This is a genomic window from Metasolibacillus sp. FSL K6-0083, assembly GCF_038630865.1.
GTDB lineage: Bacteria > Bacillota > Bacilli > Bacillales_A > Planococcaceae > Metasolibacillus > Metasolibacillus fluoroglycofenilyticus.
The window spans coordinates 2,690,008-2,712,558 of record NZ_CP152046.1 but is presented as its reverse complement, the minus strand read 5'-3'; the positions used below and the strand labels follow the sequence as shown (position 1 = coordinate 2,712,558).

The following is a 22,551-nucleotide window of genomic DNA, read 5'->3' as shown; positions in this document are numbered from 1 at the left end:
TGTTCAATGATATGAAATTAGATTTCTTTTACAGTAACTAAGTGAGCTACTTTTGTAAGCATACCGCGAACAGCTTCGTTATCAGCGTGTTCAACAGTTTGATTCGTTTTGCGTAATCCAAGAGCCTCGATTGTTTTACGTTGTGCTGGTTTTGTACCAATCACAGATTTAGAAAGGGTAATTTGTAATTTAGCCATTATAATTCCCCCCTTATCCTAATAATTCTTCCACTGATTTACCGCGAAGTTTTGCAACATCCTCAGCTTGCTTTAATTCAGTTAAACCTGCAATAGTTGCACGCACCATGTTAATTGGTGTGTTTGAACCTAGAGATTTTGAAAGAATATCAGTAATACCAGCTAACTCTAATACAGCACGTACTGGACCACCAGCGATAACCCCTGTACCTGGAGCAGCAGGTTTAATTAATACTTTACCTGCGCCAAAGCGACCTTGCACTAAGTGTGGAGTAGTTCCACCTACGCGTGGTACTTCGACTAAGTTTTTCTTCGCGTCTTCAACAGCTTTACGGATTGCGTCTGGCACCTCTTGTGCTTTACCAGTACCGAAACCTACATGGCCGTTCTTATCTCCAACAACAACAAGTGCTGTGAAGCGGAAGCGACGTCCACCTTTAACAACTTTCGCTACACGGTTAATTGTAACTACGCGTTCTTCAAGTTGCTCTAATTTGTTTGCGTCAATGCGACTCATGAAGTATGTCCCTCCTTCTTATTAAAATTCTAAGCCGTTTTCACGTGCAGCTTCTGCTAAAGCTTTCACACGTCCATGATATAAGTAACCACCACGGTCAAATACAACAGCAGTAATATTTTTTTCCGCAGCGCGTTTTGCGATTGCTTCACCGATTTTAGCTGCTGCTTCAACGTTAGATCCGCTACCCTCGAAAGCTTTTTCTTGTGTATTGGCAGATACTAAAGTTACACCAGCAACGTCATCGATTAATTGTGCGTAAATGTTCTTGTTAGAACGGAATACGTTTAAGCGTGGACGCTCAGCAGTACCCGTAATTTTTGAACGTACACGTGCATGACGTTTTTTACGAACCTGATTTTTATCTTGTTTCGTAATCACAGAGGTCACTCCTTTCTAATGCTTGCTTTTAGCATTATTTACCTGTTTTACCTTCTTTACGACGAACGTATTCGCCTTCATAACGAATTCCTTTGCCTTTATATGGCTCTGGAGGACGAACGTCACGGATGTTAGATGCTAATGCACCAACGCGTTCTTTGTTAATACCTTTAACGATAATTTTCGTGTTTGAAGGAACTTCAATCTCTAAACCTTGTTCAGGTGTAAACTCTACTGGATGAGAGTAACCTACGTTAAGTACAAGTTTGTTACCTTGCAATTGAGCACGGTAACCTACCCCGATAAGTTCTAGAGTACGAGAGAAACCTTCAGAAACACCCGTTACCATGTTAGCTAATAACGCACGAGTTGTACCGTGGTTTGTACGGTGTTCTTTCGATTCAGATGGACGAACAACAGTGATGATGTTGCCTTCTTGCTCGATTTTCATATCTTGATTAAATTGATTAACTAATTCACCTTTTGGACCTTTAACAGTTACTGTGTTGTCGTCAGTGACAGTGACAGTTACGTTAGCAGGTACCTCGATAAGTTTTTTACCTACGCGAGACATGTAAGTTGCACCTCCATTCTTTTGTTACTAATTACCAAACGTATGCTAAGATTTCTCCGCCAACTTGTTTAGCGCGAGCTTCTTTATCAGTTAATAAACCTTGTGAAGTTGATACTAAAGCGATACCAAGACCGTTTAATACTTTAGGTACTTCGTTTGTTTTAGCGTATACACGTAAACCAGGTTTAGAAATACGTTTTAAACCAGTAATTACACGCTCATTATCTTTACCGTATTTTAAGAAGATACGGATGATTCCTTGCTTGTTATCTTCAACATACTCAACGTCACGTACGAAACCTTCACGCTTTAAGATTTCAGCGATTTCTTTCTTTAAGTTAGAAGCAGGAACTTCTAATTTCTCGTGACGAACCATGTTCGCATTACGAATACGAGTAAGCATATCTGCAATCGGATCAGTCATTGTCATGAAAATTTACCTCCTTCCCAAAATTAGGGGATTACCAGCTGGCTTTTTTAACGCCAGGAATTTGTCCCTTATATGCAAGTTCACGGAAACAAATACGGCAAAGCTTAAATTTGCGATATACAGAATGTGGACGACCACAGCGTTCACAACGTGTATATTCTTGTACTTTAAACTTTTGCTTACGTTGTTGTTTAACGATCATTGATTTTTTAGCCACGTTTTCGCCCTCCTTGTTTAATTACTTTTGGAACGGCATACCGAATTGTGTCAATAACTCGCGAGCTTCTTCATCAGAATTCGCAGTCGTTACGATCACGATGTCCATACCGCGTACCTTCGAAACTTTATCGTAATCGATTTCTGGGAAAATCAATTGTTCTTTCACACCTAATGTGTAGTTACCGCGACCGTCGAATGCTTTTTTAGAAACACCGCGGAAGTCACGTACACGTGGTAGTGCGATAGAAATTAATTTATCCAAGAATTCATACATACGCTCACCGCGTAATGTAACTTTAGCACCGATAGGCATACCTTCACGTAAACGGAAACCTGCAATCGATTTTTTCGCTTTCGTTACAACTGGCTTTTGACCAGTGATAGTTGCTAATTCTTCTACAGCAGCATCTAGTGCTTTAGAGTTTTGTACAGCGTCACCAACACCCATGTTAATAACGATTTTCTCTACTTTTGGCACTTGCATTACTGATTTATATTCAAACTTGCTCACTAGAGCAGGTGAAACTTCATTTACAAATTTTTCTTTTAGGCGGCTCATGTTCGTACCTCCTTTCTCGTTTTACTTGTTAGTCGATTACTACACCTGATTTTTTTGCAACACGAACTTTTTTACCATTTTCGATTTTGTAACCTACACGAGTCGGCTCGCCAGATTTTGGATCGATTAGCATTACGTTCGATACGTGGATTGCAGCTTCTTGAGATACAATACCACCTTGTGGGTTTAACTGGTTAGGTTTGATATGCTTTTTAACGATATTAACGCCTTCAACAAGAACACGGTCTTGTTTTGGGAAAGCAGCTAAAATAACGCCTTCTTTGCCTTTATCTTTACCAGTAATAACTTTTACCTTGTCGCCCTTTTTAACATGCATTGTGTGTCGCACCTCCTTGATTGGTACTGTCATGAAAATTAAAGAACTTCTGGAGCTAGAGAAACGATTTTCATGAAGTTGCTGTCACGTAGTTCACGTGCAACAGGTCCGAAAATACGAGTTCCGCGTGGTGACTTATCATCTCTGATAATAACGCAAGCATTTTCATCAAATTTAATGTAAGTACCATCTTTACGACGAACGCCAGATTTTGTGCGAACGATAACAGCCTTAACAACGTCACCTTTCTTGACAACGCCACCTGGTGTTGCTTTCTTAACTGTACATACGACGATATCGCCGATGTTAGCAGTTTTACGTCCAGAACCACCAAGCACTTTAATAGTTAAAACTTCACGTGCACCTGAGTTGTCAGCAACTTTCATACGACTTTCTTGTTGGATCACTTAGGTTACCTCCCTTCGGAATAGGTATTTTCCGAAATAGTTATTAGATAATAACCGCTTTTTCTACAACTTCCACTAGACGGAAATGTTTAGTAGCTGATAGCGGGCGAGTTTCCATGATACGTACGATATCACCGATTTTCGCAGTGTTTTGCTCATCATGAGCTTTGAACTTTTTAGAATATTTTACACGTTTGCCATAAAGCTTGTGCTTTTTGTATGTTTCAACTAATACTGTAACAGTTTTGTCCATTTTATCTGAAACAACACGGCCTGTGTAAACTTTGCGTTGGTTACGCTCAGTCATGCCAGAAAACCTCCTTTATTCGTATTATTGTGCACTGATTTCTCTTTCACGAATCACAGTTTTCATGCGCGCAATCGCTTTACGAACTTCGCGGATGCGAGCTGTGTTTTCTAATTGACCAGTCGCCAATTGGAAGCGAAGGTTGAAAAGCTCTTCTTTCAGTGATTTCACTTTTAATTCGATTTCAGAAGTGGCAAGGTCACGGATTTCATTAGCTTTCATTAGATTCACCACCAGTTTCTTGACGTTTTACGATCTTACATTTAACAGGAAGCTTATGTGATGCTAAACGAAGCGCTTCACGTGCGATCTCTTCAGATACACCCGCGATTTCAAACATAATTTTTCCTGGTTTTACTACTGCTACCCAACCTTCAGGAGAACCTTTACCAGAACCCATGCGGACTTCTAGAGGCTTTTTCGTATAAGGTTTATGTGGGAAAATTTTGATCCAAACTTTACCGCCACGTTTCATGTAACGTGTCATTGCGATACGAGCAGATTCAATTTGACGGTTTGTAATCCATGATGCTGTTGTAGCTTGTAAGCCCCATTCACCAAATGTTACTTCTTTACCGCCTTTCGCCTCACCACGCATTTTACCACGGTGTTCACGACGATATTTAACGCGTTTTGGTAATAACATTATTATTTGCCTCCTTCCACAGAGTTCTTTTTAGTAGGAAGGACTTCACCACGGTAGATCCAAACTTTAACGCCTAATTTACCGTAAGTTGTATCAGCTTCTGCATGTGCATAATCGATGTCAGCACGTAGCGTATGAAGTGGAACAGTTCCTTCACTATAGTGTTCAGCACGCGCAATATCAGCGCCACCTAAACGACCAGATACTTGTGTTTTAATACCTTTTGCACCAGCGCGAATTGTACGTTGGATTGCTTGTTTTTGAGCACGACGGAATGATACGCGGTTCTCAAGTTGACGAGCGATGTTTTCTGCTACTAAACGAGCATCAAGATCAGCACGTTTGATTTCCACGATATTAATGTGAACACGCTTGCCAGTTGTATCGCTTAAGTGTTTACGTAAGTTTTCAACTTCCGTACCGCCTTTACCGATTACCATACCTGGTTTCGCAGTGTGAATTGTGATGTTTACGCGATTTGCAGCGCGCTCGATTTCTACTTTAGATACAGATGCATCTTTTAATGTAGATTCGATATATTTACGAACTTTGATATCTTCGTGTAAAAGAGCAGCATAGTCTTTCTCAGCGAACCATTTTGATTCCCAATCACGAATAATACCAACTCGTAGTCCTATTGGATGTACTTTTTGACCCACGGATTAACCCTCCTTCTTCTCTGATACCACAACTGTAATGTGGCTTGTGCGTTTATTAATTGCGCTTGCACGTCCTTGAGCACGTGGACGGAAACGTTTTAATGTTGGACCTTCATCAACAAAGATTTCAGATACAACTAAGTTGTTTACATCTAACTCATAGTTATGTTCAGCGTTAGCAACTGCAGATTTTAATACTTTCTCAACGACTGGAGACGCCGCTTTTGGAGTATGACGTAAAATTGCAACTGCTTCACCGATTTGCTTGCCTCGGATTAAGTCTACTACTAGACGTACTTTACGAGGAGCGATACGAACTGTACGAGCGATAGCTTTAGCTTGTGTCATTAGGATTTACCTCCTCTCAAAATTAGCGTCTTGTTTTCTTATCGTCTGCACCGTGACCTTTGTAAGTACGTGTCGGTGCGAACTCGCCTAATTTGTGACCTACCATATCTTCTGTCACATATACAGGAACGTGTTTACGTCCATCATATACAGCGATTGTTTGTCCGATAAAGTTCGGGAAGATAGTAGAACGGCGAGACCAAGTTTTAATTACTTGTTTTTTCTCAGAAGCCTCTTGCGCTTCAACCTTTTTCATAAGGTGTTCATCGACAAAAGGTCCTTTTTTCAAGCTGCGACCCATTTAGGAACCTCCCTCCGTGATCCCACCACGGCTCTTCTAGCGAACCGTAGTACAATCACTTTATTTTTTACGTCCACGAATGATAAATTTAGAAGATTTGTTTTTCTTCTTACGTGTTTTATAACCAAGAGCTGGTTTACCCCATGGTGTCATTGGAGATTTACGTCCGATTGGAGAACGTCCTTCACCACCACCGTGTGGGTGATCGTTAGGGTTCATTACAGAACCACGAACTACTGGGCGTTTACCTAACCAACGAGAACGACCTGCTTTACCAATGTGGATAAGTTCGTGTTGCTCGTTACCAACTTGACCGATTGTTGCACGACAAGTAGCTAATACTAAGCGAACTTCACCAGATTGAAGACGAACAATTACGTATTTACCTTCACGTCCAAGTACTTGTGCTGAAGTACCAGCAGAACGTACTAATTGTCCACCTTTACCAGGTTTTAACTCGATGTTATGGATTGTTGTACCCATTGGAATGTTTGCTAATGGTAATGCGTTACCTACTTTAATATCTGCCTCTGGACCAGAAACGATCGTTTGACCTACTTCAAGACCTTTTGGAGCTAAGATATAACGTTTTTCACCGTCAGCATAGTTGATTAATGCGATATTCGCAGAACGGTTTGGATCATACTCGATTGTAGCAACGCGGCCTGGAATGCCATCTTTAACACGTTTAAAATCGATTACGCGGTATTGCTTCTTATGACCACCACCGTGATGACGAACAGTAATTTTACCTTGGTTATTACGACCAGCTTTGCGTGTTTTAGGAGCTAATAAAGACTTTTCAGGTTTATTAGTAGTAATTGCCGCAAAGTCAGATGACGTCATGTTACGACGACCATTTGAGGTTGGTTTATACTTTTTAATCGCCATTTGTGTTCCCTCCTTCTATAATTGCTCAGATTAAGCTATCTATTAGAATAATTCGATTTCTTTTGAATCAGCAGTTAATTTAACAATTGCCTTACGACGTTTGTTAGTGTAGCCGCTGTATTTACCAACGCGCTTGAATTTACCTTTGTAGTTCATGATGTTTACTTTATCAACTTCAACACCAAAGATTTCTTCAACAGCGTCTTTAACTTGTGTTTTGTTAGCGCGAGTGTCTACTTCGAAAGTATACTTTTTCTCTGCCATTAATTCAGAAGAACGCTCAGTAATGACCGGACGTTTAATGATATCACGTGCTTCCATTATCCAAGCACCTCCTCAACTTTTTCTACTGCAGCTTTTGTGAACACAACTTTATCATGACCTACAAGATCAAGAACGTTGATTCCGTTAGCTGTTAAAACAGTTACACCTGGGATGTTACGAGCAGATAATGCTACGTTTTCATCTAACTCAGCAGTAACGAATAATGCTTTTGAATTGATTTCTAATGCTTTTAAAATAGCAGCGAAATCTTTAGTTTTTGGTGCATTTAAAGTTAATGCATCAAGCACTAAGAAGTTTTGTTCTACGACTTTAGCTGATAAAGCTGATTTAAGAGCTAAGCGACGAACTTTCTTCGGTAATTTATATGAATAGCTTCGTGGAGTTGGACCGAATACGATACCACCACCGCGCCATTGTGGAGAGCGGATCGAACCTTGACGAGCACGACCAGTTCCTTTTTGACGCCATGGCTTGCGACCACCACCAGCAACTTCAGAACGGTTTTTTACTTTGTGATTACCTTGACGTAGAGATGCGCGTTGTGCGATTACTGCGTCGAATAATACAGCTTCGTTTGGCTCGATTCCGAAAATCGCATCGTTTAATTCGATTTCGCCAACTGAAGCGCCTGTTTGACTAAGTACAGATACTTTTGCCATTCCTGTTTCCTCCTTTCTCTTTGAAATTATTTAGATTTAATAGCAGATTTAACTGTTACTAATGATTTTCTAGAACCAGGAACATTACCTTTAACTAATAATAGGTTACGCTCTGCATCCACCTTAATAATTTCAAGGTTTTGGATTGTTACAACGTTGCCACCCATTTGACCAGGTAATTTCTTTTGCTTGAATACGCGGTTCGGAGCAACAGGACCCATAGAACCAACGCGACGGTGATAACGAGAACCGTGGCTCATAGGACCACGAGATTGTCCGTGACGCTTAATTGCACCTTGGAAACCTTTACCTTTCGAAACACCTGTTACATCAATTACATCGCCTTCTGCGAAAATTTCTACTTTGACTTCTTGACCAACTTCGTACTCTTCCACACTTACGTTACGGAATTCACGAATGAAGCGCTTAGGAGCCGTATTTGCTTTTGCTACGTGACCTTGTTCTGGTTTGTTTGAAAGCTTAACGCGCTTATCTTCAAAACCAATTTGAACTGCTTCGTAGCCATCAGTTTCAACTGTTTTCTTTTGAAGAACTACGTTTGGAGTAGCTTCGATTACTGTTACTGGGATTAAATCACCGTTCTCAGCGAAAACTTGAGTCATACCGATTTTTCTACCTAAGATTCCTTTAGCCATTTGTCACACCTCCTGTAAATTTTAAAAGTTCTATTGTGTTTTACCATTAAAGTTTGATTTCAATATCAACGCCAGATGGTAAATCAAGCTTCATTAACGCATCAACAGTTTGTGGTGTTGGGTTAACGATATCGATTAGACGTTTATGCGTACGCATTTCGAATTGCTCACGAGAATCTTTGTACTTGTGAACCGCACGAAGAATTGTATACACAGATCTTTCCGTTGGTAGCGGAATCGGACCCGATACGCTTGCACCTGAACGTTTAGCAGTTTCAACAATTTTCTCAGCAGACTGATCAAGAATACGGTGATCATACGCTTTTAAACGAATACGAATTTTTTGTTTTGCCATTACTTTCCCTCCTTCTCGCCTATTTTCTAGACATTCTCCACGAAAATTCTCCCACACACCGCCATGGCAAAGCGGCCGGGTGTGTCGGCAACCTCTCGCTTCATCGCAGTCAAAGACCAACATTCAATATTATATACAATACTATTGCAATAAGCAAGTAGTTTTATAAAAAAAATCGAATGTCTTACTAACTCATTATTTATTTCGCTATATTTATAAGCCGTTTTTTAGTATATAAAATATTTCCCATCATTGCAAGTAATAATTGTAGCTCGTTTTACTGTGATTATTCCGTTTATGTATGCTTTTTTATAAACAAACACTTTTTGGGTAATAAATGCTTATCATATAAGCTGCCTGCTATTTTACTTTGCATATTCATTCAAAAAGAGCGTCTAAAAAGCAGTGCTTCGCACATTTTTTCGGACGCCCCCTTCTTTTATTTTCAATCTCTTCCTATTTAATAGCTCTTTATAAGCTGTTCTTAATTACCTTTTTATAATATCGAATCGACAGCAGCATAAATACGATGTACATAAGTATATAGAGTCCCATCATAATAAGCATCGGTATAAGCATCTCTGTACCGAATAGAAACCACCCTGATTTGACTGCAAAATAGCTATGCAGCAAGCCAATTGATAAAGGTACTCCGAAGTTAAATACTTGCTTCCAAATAACTCCCCTTAAAATATCTTGCTCGGAAAAACCAATTTTTCTTAAAGTTGTATAGCTTACCTGTTCATCATCCGCCTCAGCGATTTGCTTAAAGTATAAAATGCTACCTGTCGTTAGTAAAAATGCCAATCCGAGGAAAGCAGCAATAAAAATTGTCATGCCAGAAAAATTCATATAGTCTTGCCATTCCTGCTTATAGGAATTTTGTTTAAGAATAATCGATTTTTCTCCTTCATTAGTAATAATTTTTCGAATATCCGCCCCAGACTGCATATAGAGTTCTTCAGCCATTGCTACGTCGCTTTTATTTTCTAAAAATACGAGCGTTTGAGGTACACGATCTCTTTTGCCATAAAACTCCTTATATTGCGTATATTTTTCATCAGATACGACGAGCACTGCGTAGATGACACCAGCACTTCCATCATGAATAATGGCACTTTCCTCCTTTACATCAATAATCTTTAATGTGTCCTCTAATCGATTGCCCAAAGACTCTACTGTAACATTGATTTCCCCTTGCTTGTTAAAGCCGTAGAGCTTCGTTACATAGCCTGTCATATTTGTTATTATAGCTTCATCTTTTTGTAGCTCTACTTTTCCCTTTAATTGCTCATAAGTAGATTGAGATAACACCCTTTTTGTAGAGCCCTCTGAATAAAATAGCTCTTGCTCATCAGCGGGATTTTTTAATAAGCCCGCAACATCAAATTGTACATAAATATCCTCGTATGTGACTTCCTTGTAGTCAATATTATGCTCGTCTAGCAACGCTAAAAACGTCGGGCCCTTCTCCGTTGTTAACACATAATCCGCAGGCACCGTTGTCGCTACCGCTTGCTCACCAGAATAATAGGCTATATAGGCAAGTGTTGAAATTGCGAGCGACACAGCTGTTAATACAGTAATTAACGTTAATGATTTAGCATTCCCCTTCATGCGATGCATAATCGGTGTAACTGCTAATACATCTGTCGCCGTTAGGTGACCATTTTTAGATAATCTACGTAAATTAAAAATAAATGCCACCGAGTAACGGAACACTAAAAATGCCCCACCGATTGTTAGCGCTAAAATAAGCAGCATATTGATAAATATTCGATCCGCTTGATTGCTATTAAACAATTGTGTTGATTCATAATAGCCGTAGCCAATTAAGACAAGCCCAAGCGCCCCAACTAACATTTGCCATATACTAAAGCGTTTTACACGCTCCTCTGTTTGATTGGATGCTGTAAAAAGTGATAACAGCGAAACCCGTCGTATCATCCAACTTAGTTGTACTAAAATAACAATTAGCATGATACTGAAAAGCACTATAGTTTGCGTAATCGCTTTAGCGTTAAATGTCAATTGTACTAACGATTCTTGTCCTAAAACCTTCATTAAAATCATTGTAAATAATCGAGAGCTTAAAAGACCTGTAACAATCCCAATTAACACAGCACCACTAAATAATACAATATTTTCAATAGCTATTAAGCGAAAGATAAGCCCCTTCGTCATCCCGATAAGCTGGTACATCCCAATTTCTTTACTGCGCCTTTTCGTAAATAGATGATTGGCATAAAGTACAAAAAACAACACAATAAAGTAAAGTAAATAAGATGCCGCTTTAAAGCCTGCAGACGCTGTTGGACTATTCGACGCTTGCTTTAACACTTCTTCGTTAAACTGCAATGTCACGAAAGAAAAATATAGTGTCACACTAAAAATTAACGAAAAGAAATATAAAAAATAATGACGCATATTTTTCAGCATCGAGCGTTTGATTAGACGATTAATCGTCATAGCCATCACCGCCTAGAACGCTCTGCGTGCTTAAAATTTGTTGGAAAAACTCCTGACGCGTTTTATCTCCTTTATAAAGCTCTGTATAGAGTGCCCCATCCTTCAAAAAGAGCACACGCGAGCAAAAGCTTGCTGCCACTGCATCATGTGTCACCATCATAATCGTCACATGACGCTGCTGGTTAATTTGCTCCAAATTTTTTAGTAGCGCTGTTGCTGATTTCGAGTCGAGTGCCCCCGTTGGCTCGTCTGCAAATACAATCGACGGGTTTGTAATTAATGCACGTGCCGCAGAAGTACGCTGCTTTTGCCCACCAGAAATTTCATTTGGGTATTTTGCCACAATATCTTCAATACCCAGAATCTCCACCAACTCTTGAAAGCGTTGTTCGGCTGCTTTCTGAGGTGTTTTTTTAATTGCTAAAGGTAATAAAATATTTTCTTTGACAGTTAATGTATCAAGCAAATTATAATCTTGGAAAATGAAGCCTAATGCATCACGTCTAAAGGCAGCTAGCTGACGCTCCTTCATTTCCTGCAATAGTTGCCCATTAATTTCTACAATTCCTTCTGTCACATGGTCAATAGAGCATAATACATTCAATAATGTTGTTTTTCCAGAGCCTGAAGGGCCCATAATGCCAACAAACTCACCTTTGTTCACTTCTAAATCTATACCCTTTAATACCTCAACTGCCGTCAATCGTTTTCCATATGTTTTACGGACTTTGCGAGCCGTTAAAATATTCATTGTCTATTCCCCCTGCATTCTTCATGTATCTTCATTTTACAGTTGCCGCAAGTAGAAATCGTTCGTTTTACGTGACAAAAATAAATGGTATGTGACAATGTCGTCACATACCGAATGTTTGCACATATTCATTTTGCATAGGAAATTTAAGTACAACAGTCGTGCCTTGTCCATAAATCGAGTCAACATATAGCTGTATTCCTAATGAGGTAGCCGCACGCTTTGCCAAATAAAGCCCCATTCCTGTTGCAATATTTGTTTCCCTACCGATTGTCCCCGTATAGGATTTTTTAAAAATGCGCGGCAAATCCTCAGGGCGAATACCTGGACCTACATCTTTTATTTTGAGCAATATATGCTCTTGCGTATCCCTTGTGACAATTACACTAATTTCACTATCGTGCGGACTATATTTAATTGCATTGGACAGTACCTGACGGATAATAAATCCGAGCCATTTTGCATCTGTCAAGACGACCTCCTCAAGTTCATCTATTTGGAAGCCAATTCCCTTCTCTAAGCACCATGTTTGAAATTCGCGTATTTCCTTAAAAACAATCGTTCGCAGCCGCACTCTCTCTAAGCGATTATCCTCGGCCAATGTTTGGAGACGGGTTTGATGCAGTTGCCGATCTACTAATAAATGCAGACGGAGCCATTCCTGCTCCAATTGATTGCGTGCCCTATAATCCTCCAATTGCTCAATCATTAGCTTCATTGCTGTTAATGGCGCTTTAATTTCATGTACCCATGCGAGTAGCTCATCCTGCTCTTCATTTTTTTCAAATTTAATTTTCTGGACAACCTGCATTTGTTGCTGACTATGCTCTCTATATAATTCTATAACCTTGCGTGTATACGCATCCCAACGATAAATTTCAACATCTTGCAGTGAATTATGGAGAAGGATATTTTTCAGATTAGGCCTTTCCCAAAAATAGCGAGCAATTAGAAATAAGACAAATAACAAAATCGCTACGCTATTCAAATAACCAACAGAAACAGCCGCAAATCCAACATCCAGCATACAAATAAGATTCCATATAACAAGTAACCCGATAAAAAAGCTTATCCATATTAAATGTTGCTTTATAAATAACCAAATCATTTGGATACCGCCATATAGCCAAGTCCTTTTTTCGTTACGATTACATTTGTTAGTCCTATATCTTCTAGCTTTTGACGTAGACGATTGATATTTACTGTTAACGTATTATCATTTACAAAGCGTTCATCATCCCAGAGCTTGCGCATTAATTCCTCACGTGTCACAATTCGATCCACTCGCTCTACAAGTAATTTTAAAATAAATAACTCATTTTTGGTAAAGTCAAGTTGCCTATCATGGTACATAAGAAGCCCTCGCTCATAATCAATAACCGCCTCTTGCCAGCTAACAACTTGCTGCACCTGTTGTTGATAATCATATGTACGCCTTAACAAAGCTTGAATTTTCGCGACAAGCACATCCATATGGAATGGCTTTTGTATAAAATCATCGGCACCAAGCTGCATAGCCATTACCATATCCATCGGGTGATCTCTTGAGGACAAAAATAAAATGGGGACATTGGATACGGTCCTAATTTCCCGACACCAATGAAAACCGTCATAGGCAGGTAATTGAATGTCAATAATGACAAGTTGCGGATTTACCTCGGTAAAATCATTCATCACCTTTTGAAAATCCTTTGGTCCTGTTATTTGTAAAGACCATTGTTGCAACCGTTCTTCTATTAAGCGAAATATCGACATATCGTCCTCTATTAAAAAAATTTTCATAATTAAGCCCCCTCCCACTTTTATTTTACAGTAGATGAACAAATTCACAAGCTTACAGGCCTAAGCAATTTTCATCTGCGGGGTCAATTCGTGCCACAATAACAAAAAACCTCAAGAGCGTCCCCTTGAGGTTTTAGATAAATCAATTATTTTTGGATAGTAGCAACTACACCAGCGCCTACAGTACGGCCACCCTCACGGATAGAGAATTTAGTACCTTCTTCAAGAGCGATTGGAGCGATAAGTTCTACTGTCATTTCGATGTTATCGCCAGGCATAACCATTTCTACGCCTTCTGGTAAGTTACAAATACCTGTTACGTCAGTTGTACGGAAGTAGAACTGAGGACGGTAGTTAGAGAAGAATGGAGTATGACGGCCACCCTCTTCTTTTGATAAAACATAAACTTCAGCTTTGAAGTTTGTATGTGGAGTAATTGAACCTGGTTTAGCTAATACTTGACCACGTTGGATATCTTCACGAGCTACACCACGAAGTAATGCACCGATGTTGTCGCCAGCTTCAGCATAGTCTAATAATTTACGGAACATTTCAACACCTGTTACAGTTGTTGATTTAGCTTCTTCAGCGATACCGATGATTTCAACTACGTCACCAACTTTAACTTGACCACGTTCAACACGGCCAGTTGCTACTGTACCACGACCAGTAATAGAGAATACGTCCTCTACTGGCATCATGAATGGTTTGTCAGTTTGACGTTCTGGAGTTGGGATATACTCGTCAACAGCGTTCATAAGCTCAACGATTTTTTCTTCCCACTCTGGCTCGCCTTCAAGAGCTTTAAGAGCAGAACCTTTAATTACAGGCAGGTCATCACCTGGGAAGTCATATTCAGAAAGTAGGTCACGGATTTCCATTTCTACTAACTCTAATAATTCTTCGTCGTCTACCATGTCACATTTGTTCATGAATACTACTAAGTAAGGAACACCTACTTGACGTGATAAAAGGATGTGCTCACGAGTTTGTGGCATTGGACCATCAGCAGCAGATACTACTAAGATACCGCCGTCCATTTGAGCAGCACCAGTGATCATGTTTTTAACGTAGTCAGCGTGTCCTGGGCAGTCAACGTGTGCATAGTGACGTGTTTCAGTTTCATACTCGATATGTGAAGTATTGATTGTAATACCACGCTCTTTTTCTTCTGGAGCGTTATCAACTTCAGCGTATGATTTTGCTTCTCCGCCTAAGCGTTTTGATAATACTGTTGCGATAGCAGCAGTTAAAGTTGTTTTACCATGGTCAACGTGTCCGATTGTACCAATGTTAGCATGCGTTTTCGAACGGTCAAATTTTTCTTTAGCCATTAGAGAAAGCCTCCTATAATCTATGTTTTAGTTTTTTTATGTTATGAGTGCTGGCTTAAACCGGGCCCAGCTTAAGCCAGTCAATCATAGCTTACAAATTAGTTATACTTTATGCAAGATGAAATTTCAATTATTCACCTTTATTTTTTTTGATGATTTCTTCTGCAATTGATTTCGGTACTTCTTCATAGTGATCGAACACCATTGAGAATACACCGCGACCTTGTGTTGCAGAACGTAAAGTTGTTGCATATCCGAACATTTCAGATAGTGGAACCATTGCACGTACTACTTGAGAGTTACCACGAGCGTCCATACCTTCTACACGTCCACGACGAGCAGTTACGTTACCCATGATATCACCAAGGTACTCTTCTGGAATTACAACTTCAACTTTCATCATTGGCTCTAAAAGAACTGGGCTACATTTTTTTGCAGCTTCTTTAAGAGCTAAAGATGCAGCGATTTTAAACGCCATCTCACTTGAGTCAACATCATGGTAAGAACCATCGAATAATTTCGCTTTAATATCGATTAATGGGTAACCTGCAATAACCCCACGGTCAAGCGAGTCACGAAGACCTGCTTCTACTGCTGGAATATATTCACGTGGTACTACACCACCAACGATAGCGTTTTCGAACTCGAAGCCTTTACCTTCTTCGTTTGGAGAGAATTCAATCCAAACGTCACCGTATTGACCACGACCACCTGATTGACGTTGGAATTTACCTTGAACTTGTGCTTGAGCACGGAATGTTTCACGGTAAGATACCATTGGCGCACCAACGTTACATTCAACTTTGAATTCACGTTTCATACGGTCAACAAGGATGTCTAAGTGCAACTCACCCATACCAGAGATGATTGTTTGACCAGTTTCTTGGTCAGTGTGGGCACGGAATGTTGGATCCTCTTCTTGTAATTTCGCAAGAGCTTGACCCATTTTGTCTTGGTCAGCTTTTGATTTAGGCTCTACAGATAAAGAGATAACTGGTTCTGGGAATTCCATAGATTCTAAAATAACAAGGTTTTTCTCGTCACATAGAGTATCACCAGTAGTTGTATCTTTAAGACCTACAGCAGCAGCGATGTCACCAGCGAATACTTTTGAAATTTCTTCACGGCTATTCGCATGCATTTGAAGGATACGACCTACACGCTCACGTTTACCTTTTGTAGAGTTTTGTACGTATGAACCAGATTCTAAAGTACCTGAGTACACACGGAAGAATGTTAATTTACCAACGAATGGGTCTGTCATTACTTTAAACGCTAAAGCCGAGAATGGCTCGTCGTCTGAAGAATGACGAACGATTTCTTCGTCACCATCCACTGAAGTACCATTAATAGCCGGTACATCTGTTGGAGCTGGAAGGAAATCAACAGCTGCATCAAGCATTTTACGAACACCTTTATGCTTGAATGCTGTACCACAAAGTACAGGGTAGAATTCTACCGCGATTGTCGCTTTACGGATTGCTCGTTTTAATTCAGCAACAGTGATTTCTTCGCCTTCTAAGTATTTTTCCATAAGATCTTCATCAACACTTGCAACAGCATCGATTAATTTCTCACGGTACTCCTCAGCTTGAGCCATCATGTCAGCAGGAATTTCACCTACAGTAAGATCAGTACCTTGGTCATTACCATAGAAAGTAGCATTCATTTCAATTAAATCAATGATACCTTTGAAATCATCTTCAGCACCAATTGGTAATTGGATTGGGTGTGCGTTCGCTTGTAAGCGCTCGTGTAAAGTTCCTACAGAATATAGGAAGTTTGCACCCATTTTGTCCATTTTGTTAATGAATACAATACGTGGTACACCGTAAGTAGTCGCTTGACGCCATACAGTTTCAGTTTGTGGTTCAACACCAGATTGAGCATCTAGTACTGTTACCGCACCGTCAAGTACACGTAAAGAACGTTCTACTTCTACAGTGAAGTCTACGTGTCCTGGTGTATCGATAATGTTAATACGGTGACCTGCCCATTGAGCTGTTGTAGCAGCAGATGTGATTGTAATACCACGCTCTTGCTCTTGTGCCATCCAGTCCATTTGAGCTCCGCCATCGTGAGTTTCACCGATTTTATGGATTTTACCAGTGTAATAAAGGATACGCTCAGTAGTTGTTGTTTTACCAGCATCAATATGAGCCATAATACCGATATTACGTGTATTCTCTAAAGAGAATTCGCGTTTCATAGGAAATTTCTCCTTCCGTTTTCGGTTAAGACTGTTTAAGTTTAATTAGCTAGCATAAAGAAGATTACCAACGGTAGTGAGCAAATGCTTTGTTTGCTTCTGCCATTTTGTGCATATCTTCACGTTTCTTAACTGAAGCACCAGTATTGTTTGATGCATCTAAGATTTCGTTTGCTAAACGCTCTTCCATTGTTTTTTCACCACGAAGACGAGCGTAGTTTACTAAATAACGAAGACCTAAAGTTGTACGACGTTCTGGGCGTACTTCTACTGGTACTTGGTAGTTAGAACCACCTACACGACGAGCGCGCACTTCTAAAACTGGCATTACGTTGTTTAATGCAGCTTCGAATACTTCAATCGGATCATTACCAGAACGTTCTTTTACTAATTCAAACGCACCGTATAAAATCTTTTGAGAAGTACCTCTTTTACCATCAATCATCATTTTATTGATTAAACGAGTTACTAGCTTTGAATTATAAAGTGGATCTGGTAACACGTCACGTTTGGAAACAGGACCTTTACGAGGCATGTGTTTTCCTCCTTTCAAGTAATAAGTAGTTATTTACAAATCTTTGATTATTTCTTTTCTTTAGGGCGTTTTGCACCGTATAGAGAACGTGATTGCATACGACCGTTTACACCAGCAGTATCAAGAGCACCACGTACGATATGGTAACGAACACCCGGTAAGTCTTTTACACGACCGCCACGGATAAGAACAACGCTGTGCTCTTGTAAGTTGTGACCTTCACCCGGGATATACGCAGTAACCTCGATAAGGTTGCTTAAACGTACACGAGCGTATTTACGTAACGCTGAGTTAGGTTTTTTAGGTGTCATAGTACCTACACGAGTACAAACACCACGTTTTTGTGGAGATTTAACATCAGTCCAAGTTTTTTTGAACGAGTTGTATCCTTTATTTAACGCTGGTGAGTCTGAATTCGTGCTTTTTGATTTACGAGGCTTACGTACCAATTGGTTAATTGTAGGCATCGATATTTCCTCCCTTCATTGATTCCTTGTTAATACCACACATCCAGGTGGTTCATTTTTAGGGTAAAAACAAAGTCTTTGTGTACACTACACAAAAACTACATCGCAGTAATCGCAATAACCGCAGCTCCAACATGAATGCCGCAAGCTTTTCCAAGTTCTTTTTTTGACTCGACCAAAGTAATTGGTATACCGATTTCTTTCGCGAGAAGAATGGCCGGATCGGTTACCCAACTGTCTGCATCGAGTGCGACAAAAAGCTCTGTAACTTGACCAGCATGCATTGCTTTCACTGCTTGCTTTGTACCTATGATTGTTTGACTGGTCTTTACTTTACTATAAGACATTTGCATATCCTCCAAAGCTTAGACAGTTAACTATCAACCTTAAATATATTATCATCCTCTACTTGCACCTGTCAACTATTTATTTAACATCTTTCAACAGGTCGAGGAACACCCGTTAAAAACATGTTGTAATCGATAAAATTCCGGCAGAGAATAGCTCTCTACCGGAATTCTCGTTACTCAGCTGAAGTTAGTTCTTCTTCCGTTTCAGCATCCTGCTCAATACGGATTTGACGGTAACGCTGCATACCAGTACCTGCTGGCACAAGTTTACCGATAATTACGTTTTCCTTCAGACCAAGAAGCTCGTCACGCTTACCTTTAATTGCTGCATCTGTTAACACACGAGTTGTTTCTTGGAATGATGCTGCTGATAAGAATGATTCTGTTTCCAGAGAAGCCTTTGTAATACCAAGAATGACCGGACGGCATGTTGCTGGATTTTTGCCATTTAAAATAATGTCTGCATTCGCTTCAGCAAATTGATGTACGTCTAATAATGAGCCCGGTAATAAATCTGTGTCACCCGCTTCAATTACACGCACTTTACGTAGCATTTGGCGAACCATTACTTCAATATGCTTATCTCCAATTTCTACCCCTTGCATGCGGTATACTTTTTGTACTTCTTTTAATAAATATTCTTGTACTGTAGATACATCTTTAACTTTTAATAACTGCTTTGGATCAATTGAACCGTCTGTTAATAATTGTCCCGGCTCAACCGTATCGTTTAATTGTACTTTTAGGCGAGCATTGTAAGGCGCTTGATACTTACGCGTCTCCACTTCACCTTGTACAGTAATTTCTTTTAAGCCTTCGCGAATTTCATCGATGTCTGATACTACCCCAGCAATTTCAGAAATAACCGCTTGACCTTTAGGGTTACGCGATTCGAAAATTTCTTGAATACGAGGAAGACCCATCGTAATATCGTTTCCAGCTACCCCACCTGTATGGAATGTACGCATCGTTAACTGTGTACCAGGCTCCCCGATTGATTGAGCTGCGATAATACCTACCGCCTCACCTACTTCAACCTCTTCACCTGTAGCTAAGTTCATACCATAACATTTTTTACATACACCGTGCTTCGTATTACATGTAAATGCTGAACGGATTGTTACTTGCTCGATGCCTGCATCATCAATTACACGCGCTACATCTTGCGTAATTAAACCATCACGCTCTAAAATAACCTCCCCAGTTTCTGGGTGGAAAATGGTTTTCTTCGTATAACGCCCAATTACACGCTCATCTAACGCTTCAATTAGCTCGTTGCCTTCCATTAATGCACCGATTAATAAACCACGGTCAGTACCACAGTCATCTTCACGTACAATAACATCTTGTGCAACGTCTACTAAACGACGAGTTAAATAACCTGAATCGGCTGTTTTTAGTGCTGTATCGGCTAGACCTTTACGTGCACCATGTGTAGAAATGAAGTATTCTAATACCGTTAAACCTTCACGGAATGAAGATTTGATAGGTAATTCGATAATTCGACCAGCCGGGTTGGCCATTAGACCACGCATACCTGCTAACTGCGTAAAGTTCGATGCGTTACCACGCGCCCCTGAGTCAGACATCATAAAGATTGGGTTCGTCTTCTCTAATGATTTCATCAGCTTCGATTGAATTTCATCTTTTGCAGCTGACCAGCTAGAAATAACGCGATCATAACGTTCTTCTTCCGTAATTAAACCACGACGGAATTGAATCATTACTTTATCTACCTTCGATTGTGCCTCATCTAAAATAGTGCCTTTGTCTGGTAACACAACAATATCAGATACGCCTACCGTAATCCCCGCACGAGTAGAATATTTAAAGCCTAAATCTTTCATACGGTCTAACATTTTTGATGTTTCCGTAATATGGAATCGCTTGAATACTTCCGCAATAACATTCCCTAGGAACTTTTTACGGAATGGAGGCACTACTGGTACAGCTGCAAAGTATTTTTGTAGAACTGCTTTGCGTTGTGCATCAATTTTTTCAGCTTCTGATAAGTCAGCATAGCCTTCAGTCGCTTCCAATTCAGCCAATTGTTCCGCATCGATTGCTAATTTTGCAAAGTATTTTTCAGGCGTTTTTTGCTCTAGGTTTACATCTGTTGGCTCATTAATGTACGGGAATGATTCTGGTAAAATTTCATTGAAAATTACTTTACCAACAGTTGTTAATAAGAACATTTTATTTTGCTCTTCCGTAAATGTTTCATTTTGGACAGAGCTTGCATGGATGGCAATACGTGTGTGTAAATGAACATGGCCATTTTGGTATGCGATTAACACTTCGTCAGGGCCGTAGAAAACAGACCCTTCACCACGAGCTCCTTCACGCTCAAGCGTCAAGTAATAGTTACCCAATACCATATCTTGAGATGGAGTAACTACTGGTTTACCATCTTTAGGGTTTAAAATGTTTTGTGCTGCTAACATTAATAAACGAGCTTCCGCTTGCGCTTCTGCTGATAATGGAACGTGGACCGCCATTTGGTCACCATCAAAGTCAGCGTTGTAGGCTGTACATACTAATGGATGTAGACGAATTGCACGACCTTCCACTAATGTCGGCTCGAACGCTTGAATACCTAGTCGGTGAAGCGTCGGTGCACGGTTTAGAAGTACAGGGTGCTCACGTATAACATCCTCTAATACATCCCAAACCTCATTGTGTAAACGCTCAATTTTGCGTTTTGCACTCTTAATATTATGAGCTAGACCACGCTCTACTAATTCCTTCATTACGAAAGGCTTAAATAGCTCGATTGCCATCTCTTTCGGAAGACCACATTGGTACATTTTTAAATTCGGTCCTACTACGATAACTGAACGACCAGAGTAGTCTACACGTTTACCTAATAAGTTTTGACGGAAGCGACCTTGTTTCCCTTTCAGCATATGTGAAAGTGATTTTAAAGGACGGTTACCAGGACCTGTTACTGGACGACCACGACGACCATTGTCGATTAAAGCATCTACCGCTTCCTGTAACATACGCTTTTCGTTTTGGACGATAATGCTAGGTGCACCAAGGTCTAATAAACGTTTTAAACGGTTATTACGGTTAATTACACGACGGTAAAGATCGTTTAAGTCTGATGTTGCGAAACGTCCACCATCTAATTGAACCATCGGACGAAGCTCTGGAGGAATAACAGGTAGTACATCTAAAATCATCCACTCCGGTTTATTGCCAGAGTTACGGAATGATTCCACTACTTCAAGGCGCTTAATTGCACGTGTACGACGTTGTCCTTGAGCTGTTTTTAATTCTTCCTTTAATGTGACTGTTTCATTTTCAAGATCAATTTTTTCAAGTAATTTTTTAATCGCTTCCGCACCCATCGCTGCATCAAATGATGCACCGAATTTTTCGCGGTAAGCACGGTATTCCTTTTCAGAAAGTAGCTGCTTGCTTTCTAAGTTTGTATCTGCTGGGTTAATTACTACGTAAGATGCAAAATAAATAACTTCCTCAAGCGCGCGTGGAGACATATCTAAAATAAGACCCATGCGGCTCGGAATTCCTTTAAAATACCAAATGTGAGATACAGGAGCAGCAAGCTCAATATGTCCCATTCTCTCACGGCGTACTTTTGCACGCGTAACCTCTACACCACAGCGATCACAAACTACACCTTTATAACGAACGCGTTTGTATTTACCACAATGACATTCCCAGTCCTTTGTAGGGCCGAAAATGCGCTCACAGAAAAGACCATCTTTTTCTGGCTTTAATGTACGGTAGTTGATTGTTTCTGGCTTCTTTACTTCGCCATATGACCAAGAACGTATCTTATCTGGTGAAGCTAAGCCGATTTTCATATATTCAAATTCATTAACGTCTATCAAGGAGCCTACCTCCCTTTAGTCTAAGTCTTTATAAAGACCTTTCCGTAGCTCGACATTCATCATCGT

Annotated in this window: 30 protein-coding genes; all 30 read right to left on the bottom strand. The window is 40.0% G+C overall.

Annotation, left to right across the window (positions count from 1 at the left end):
- Positions 1 to 17: 17 nt before the first annotated feature.
- Complete coding sequence (gene rpmD / locus MHB51_RS12715) at positions 18 to 200, bottom strand: 50S ribosomal protein L30 (protein ID WP_201261960.1); 183 nt, start codon at positions 198 to 200, stop codon at positions 18 to 20.
- A gap of 10 nt (positions 201 to 210) precedes the next feature.
- On the bottom strand, positions 211 to 714 hold the full coding sequence (gene rpsE, locus MHB51_RS12710) for a 30S ribosomal protein S5 (RefSeq protein WP_066168896.1): 504 nt from the start codon (positions 712 to 714) through the stop codon (positions 211 to 213).
- A gap of 21 nt (positions 715 to 735) precedes the next feature.
- Positions 736 to 1,095 (bottom strand): 50S ribosomal protein L18, encoded by a 360-nt coding sequence (gene rplR / locus MHB51_RS12705; protein ID WP_066168893.1) that lies wholly within the window; start codon positions 1,093 to 1,095, stop codon positions 736 to 738.
- A gap of 34 nt (positions 1,096 to 1,129) precedes the next feature.
- Entirely contained in the window at positions 1,130 to 1,669 is a 540-nt protein-coding gene (gene rplF, locus MHB51_RS12700; RefSeq protein WP_066168890.1) for a 50S ribosomal protein L6, read from the bottom strand.
- Between the two features lie 31 nt (positions 1,670 to 1,700).
- Positions 1,701 to 2,099 (bottom strand): 30S ribosomal protein S8, encoded by a 399-nt coding sequence (rpsH, locus tag MHB51_RS12695; RefSeq protein WP_042478650.1) that lies wholly within the window; start codon positions 2,097 to 2,099, stop codon positions 1,701 to 1,703.
- A gap of 31 nt (positions 2,100 to 2,130) precedes the next feature.
- On the bottom strand, positions 2,131 to 2,316 hold the full coding sequence (locus MHB51_RS12690; protein ID WP_004233656.1) for a type Z 30S ribosomal protein S14: 186 nt from the start codon (positions 2,314 to 2,316) through the stop codon (positions 2,131 to 2,133).
- Between the two features lie 21 nt (positions 2,317 to 2,337).
- On the bottom strand, positions 2,338 to 2,877 hold the full coding sequence (gene rplE, locus MHB51_RS12685; protein ID WP_042478649.1) for a 50S ribosomal protein L5: 540 nt from the start codon (positions 2,875 to 2,877) through the stop codon (positions 2,338 to 2,340).
- Between the two features lie 28 nt (positions 2,878 to 2,905).
- The gene (gene rplX / locus MHB51_RS12680; protein WP_042478647.1) at positions 2,906 to 3,214 is read right to left on the bottom strand and encodes a 50S ribosomal protein L24; all 309 of its coding nucleotides are present in this window, start codon (positions 3,212 to 3,214) and stop codon (positions 2,906 to 2,908) included.
- A 38-nt stretch (positions 3,215 to 3,252) separates the two neighbouring features.
- Positions 3,253 to 3,621 carry a 50S ribosomal protein L14 gene (gene rplN / locus MHB51_RS12675; RefSeq protein WP_004233650.1) on the bottom strand — a complete coding sequence of 123 codons (369 nt, stop codon included), beginning with the start codon at positions 3,619 to 3,621 and terminating at the stop codon, positions 3,253 to 3,255.
- 43 nt (positions 3,622 to 3,664) lie between these two features.
- On the bottom strand, positions 3,665 to 3,928 hold the full coding sequence (gene rpsQ / locus MHB51_RS12670; RefSeq protein WP_066168887.1) for a 30S ribosomal protein S17: 264 nt from the start codon (positions 3,926 to 3,928) through the stop codon (positions 3,665 to 3,667).
- A 24-nt stretch (positions 3,929 to 3,952) separates the two neighbouring features.
- Positions 3,953 to 4,150: a 50S ribosomal protein L29 gene (gene rpmC / locus MHB51_RS12665; protein WP_042478642.1), complete on the bottom strand. Its 198-nt coding sequence runs from the start codon at positions 4,148 to 4,150 to the stop codon at positions 3,953 to 3,955.
- Positions 4,140 to 4,574: a 50S ribosomal protein L16 gene (gene rplP / locus MHB51_RS12660; RefSeq protein WP_066168885.1), complete on the bottom strand. Its 435-nt coding sequence runs from the start codon at positions 4,572 to 4,574 to the stop codon at positions 4,140 to 4,142. Before rplP ends, rpmC begins: the two co-directional genes overlap by 11 nt.
- Before the next feature lie 2 nt (positions 4,575 to 4,576).
- Positions 4,577 to 5,233: a 30S ribosomal protein S3 gene (gene rpsC / locus MHB51_RS12655; protein WP_066168883.1), complete on the bottom strand. Its 657-nt coding sequence runs from the start codon at positions 5,231 to 5,233 to the stop codon at positions 4,577 to 4,579.
- Positions 5,234 to 5,236: 3 nt separating this feature from the next.
- Positions 5,237 to 5,581, bottom strand: coding sequence for a 50S ribosomal protein L22 (gene rplV, locus MHB51_RS12650; RefSeq protein WP_042478638.1), 345 nt, complete (start codon positions 5,579 to 5,581; stop codon positions 5,237 to 5,239).
- A gap of 22 nt (positions 5,582 to 5,603) precedes the next feature.
- Entirely contained in the window at positions 5,604 to 5,882 is a 279-nt protein-coding gene (rpsS, locus tag MHB51_RS12645; protein WP_066168880.1) for a 30S ribosomal protein S19, read from the bottom strand.
- A gap of 60 nt (positions 5,883 to 5,942) precedes the next feature.
- Positions 5,943 to 6,773: a 50S ribosomal protein L2 gene (gene rplB / locus MHB51_RS12640; RefSeq protein ID WP_066168877.1), complete on the bottom strand. Its 831-nt coding sequence runs from the start codon at positions 6,771 to 6,773 to the stop codon at positions 5,943 to 5,945.
- 42 nt (positions 6,774 to 6,815) lie between these two features.
- A complete protein-coding gene (rplW, locus tag MHB51_RS12635; protein WP_042478634.1) occupies positions 6,816 to 7,094 on the bottom strand; it encodes a 50S ribosomal protein L23 in 279 nt (92 codons plus the stop codon).
- Positions 7,094 to 7,717, bottom strand: a complete 624-nt coding sequence (gene rplD / locus MHB51_RS12630; RefSeq protein WP_066168871.1) for a 50S ribosomal protein L4 — start codon at positions 7,715 to 7,717, stop codon at positions 7,094 to 7,096. The genes rplW and rplD overlap by 1 nt, the downstream gene beginning before the upstream one ends.
- A gap of 26 nt (positions 7,718 to 7,743) precedes the next feature.
- Positions 7,744 to 8,373 carry a 50S ribosomal protein L3 gene (gene rplC, locus MHB51_RS12625; protein WP_066168869.1) on the bottom strand — a complete coding sequence of 210 codons (630 nt, stop codon included), beginning with the start codon at positions 8,371 to 8,373 and terminating at the stop codon, positions 7,744 to 7,746.
- 46 nt (positions 8,374 to 8,419) lie between these two features.
- On the bottom strand, positions 8,420 to 8,728 hold the full coding sequence (gene rpsJ / locus MHB51_RS12620) for a 30S ribosomal protein S10 (protein WP_042478628.1): 309 nt from the start codon (positions 8,726 to 8,728) through the stop codon (positions 8,420 to 8,422).
- Between the two features lie 471 nt (positions 8,729 to 9,199).
- On the bottom strand, positions 9,200 to 11,197 hold the full coding sequence (locus MHB51_RS12615) for an FtsX-like permease family protein (RefSeq protein ID WP_066168866.1): 1,998 nt from the start codon (positions 11,195 to 11,197) through the stop codon (positions 9,200 to 9,202).
- Complete coding sequence (locus tag MHB51_RS12610) at positions 11,187 to 11,948, bottom strand: ABC transporter ATP-binding protein (protein ID WP_066168864.1); 762 nt, start codon at positions 11,946 to 11,948, stop codon at positions 11,187 to 11,189. The genes MHB51_RS12615 and MHB51_RS12610 overlap by 11 nt, the downstream gene beginning before the upstream one ends.
- 103 nt (positions 11,949 to 12,051) lie before the next feature.
- Positions 12,052 to 13,056 (bottom strand): sensor histidine kinase, encoded by a 1,005-nt coding sequence (locus MHB51_RS12605; protein ID WP_066168861.1) that lies wholly within the window; start codon positions 13,054 to 13,056, stop codon positions 12,052 to 12,054.
- Positions 13,053 to 13,730 (bottom strand): response regulator transcription factor, encoded by a 678-nt coding sequence (locus tag MHB51_RS12600; protein ID WP_066168858.1) that lies wholly within the window; start codon positions 13,728 to 13,730, stop codon positions 13,053 to 13,055. The genes MHB51_RS12605 and MHB51_RS12600 overlap by 4 nt, the downstream gene beginning before the upstream one ends.
- A gap of 146 nt (positions 13,731 to 13,876) precedes the next feature.
- Positions 13,877 to 15,064, bottom strand: coding sequence for an elongation factor Tu (tuf, locus tag MHB51_RS12595; RefSeq protein WP_066168855.1), 1,188 nt, complete (start codon positions 15,062 to 15,064; stop codon positions 13,877 to 13,879).
- Between the two features lie 130 nt (positions 15,065 to 15,194).
- Positions 15,195 to 17,273, bottom strand: a complete 2,079-nt coding sequence (gene fusA, locus MHB51_RS12590) for an elongation factor G (protein ID WP_066168852.1) — start codon at positions 17,271 to 17,273, stop codon at positions 15,195 to 15,197.
- A 64-nt stretch (positions 17,274 to 17,337) separates the two neighbouring features.
- Positions 17,338 to 17,808 carry a 30S ribosomal protein S7 gene (rpsG, locus tag MHB51_RS12585; RefSeq protein WP_066168849.1) on the bottom strand — a complete coding sequence of 157 codons (471 nt, stop codon included), beginning with the start codon at positions 17,806 to 17,808 and terminating at the stop codon, positions 17,338 to 17,340.
- Positions 17,809 to 17,855: 47 nt separating this feature from the next.
- A complete protein-coding gene (gene rpsL, locus MHB51_RS12580) occupies positions 17,856 to 18,275 on the bottom strand; it encodes a 30S ribosomal protein S12 (RefSeq protein ID WP_066168846.1) in 420 nt (139 codons plus the stop codon).
- Between the two features lie 98 nt (positions 18,276 to 18,373).
- Positions 18,374 to 18,622: a ribosomal L7Ae/L30e/S12e/Gadd45 family protein gene (locus MHB51_RS12575; protein WP_066168843.1), complete on the bottom strand. Its 249-nt coding sequence runs from the start codon at positions 18,620 to 18,622 to the stop codon at positions 18,374 to 18,376.
- Positions 18,623 to 18,798: 176 nt separating this feature from the next.
- Positions 18,799 to 22,485, bottom strand: a complete 3,687-nt coding sequence (gene rpoC, locus MHB51_RS12570) for a DNA-directed RNA polymerase subunit beta' (protein ID WP_342471592.1) — start codon at positions 22,483 to 22,485, stop codon at positions 18,799 to 18,801.
- Between the last annotated feature and the right edge of the window lie 66 nt (positions 22,486 to 22,551).

Bases quoted from the DNA above. Each gene is read 5' to 3' on its own strand.
- rplW (WP_042478634.1), bottom strand. From the start codon at position 7,094: ATGGAAGCACGTGATATCATTAAACGTCCGGTCATTACTGAGCGTTCT.
- rpsS (WP_066168880.1), bottom strand. From the start codon at position 5,882: ATGGGTCGCAGCTTGAAAAAAGGACCTTTTGTCGATGAACACCTTATG.
- MHB51_RS12615 (WP_066168866.1), bottom strand. From the start codon at position 11,197: ATGACGATTAATCGTCTAATCAAACGCTCGATGCTGAAAAATATGCGT.
- MHB51_RS12605 (WP_066168861.1), bottom strand. From the start codon at position 13,056: ATGATTTGGTTATTTATAAAGCAACATTTAATATGGATAAGCTTTTTT.
- tuf (WP_066168855.1), bottom strand. From the start codon at position 15,064: ATGGCTAAAGAAAAATTTGACCGTTCGAAAACGCATGCTAACATTGGT.
- MHB51_RS12575 (WP_066168843.1), bottom strand. From the start codon at position 18,622: ATGTCTTATAGTAAAGTAAAGACCAGTCAAACAATCATAGGTACAAAG.
- rplD (WP_066168871.1), bottom strand. From the start codon at position 7,717: ATGGCAAAAGTATCTGTACTTAGTCAAACAGGCGCTTCAGTTGGCGAA.
- MHB51_RS12600 (WP_066168858.1), bottom strand. From the start codon at position 13,730: ATGAAAATTTTTTTAATAGAGGACGATATGTCGATATTTCGCTTAATA.
- rplX (WP_042478647.1), bottom strand. From the start codon at position 3,214: ATGCATGTTAAAAAGGGCGACAAGGTAAAAGTTATTACTGGTAAAGAT.
- rplV (WP_042478638.1), bottom strand. From the start codon at position 5,581: ATGACACAAGCTAAAGCTATCGCTCGTACAGTTCGTATCGCTCCTCGT.
- rpsJ (WP_042478628.1), bottom strand. From the start codon at position 8,728: ATGGCAAAACAAAAAATTCGTATTCGTTTAAAAGCGTATGATCACCGT.
- rplB (WP_066168877.1), bottom strand. From the start codon at position 6,773: ATGGCGATTAAAAAGTATAAACCAACCTCAAATGGTCGTCGTAACATG.
- rpmC (WP_042478642.1), bottom strand. From the start codon at position 4,150: ATGAAAGCTAATGAAATCCGTGACCTTGCCACTTCTGAAATCGAATTA.
- rplP (WP_066168885.1), bottom strand. From the start codon at position 4,574: ATGTTATTACCAAAACGCGTTAAATATCGTCGTGAACACCGTGGTAAA.
- rpsE (WP_066168896.1), bottom strand. From the start codon at position 714: ATGAGTCGCATTGACGCAAACAAATTAGAGCAACTTGAAGAACGCGTA.
- rpsG (WP_066168849.1), bottom strand. From the start codon at position 17,808: ATGCCTCGTAAAGGTCCTGTTTCCAAACGTGACGTGTTACCAGATCCA.
- rplF (WP_066168890.1), bottom strand. From the start codon at position 1,669: ATGTCTCGCGTAGGTAAAAAACTTATCGAGGTACCTGCTAACGTAACT.
- rplE (WP_042478649.1), bottom strand. From the start codon at position 2,877: ATGAGCCGCCTAAAAGAAAAATTTGTAAATGAAGTTTCACCTGCTCTA.
- rplC (WP_066168869.1), bottom strand. From the start codon at position 8,373: ATGGCTAAAGGAATCTTAGGTAGAAAAATCGGTATGACTCAAGTTTTC.
- fusA (WP_066168852.1), bottom strand. From the start codon at position 17,273: ATGAAACGCGAATTCTCTTTAGAGAATACACGTAATATCGGTATTATG.
- MHB51_RS12610 (WP_066168864.1), bottom strand. From the start codon at position 11,948: ATGAATATTTTAACGGCTCGCAAAGTCCGTAAAACATATGGAAAACGA.
- rpsH (WP_042478650.1), bottom strand. From the start codon at position 2,099: ATGACAATGACTGATCCGATTGCAGATATGCTTACTCGTATTCGTAAT.
- rpsQ (WP_066168887.1), bottom strand. From the start codon at position 3,928: ATGACTGAGCGTAACCAACGCAAAGTTTACACAGGCCGTGTTGTTTCA.
- rpsL (WP_066168846.1), bottom strand. From the start codon at position 18,275: ATGCCTACAATTAACCAATTGGTACGTAAGCCTCGTAAATCAAAAAGC.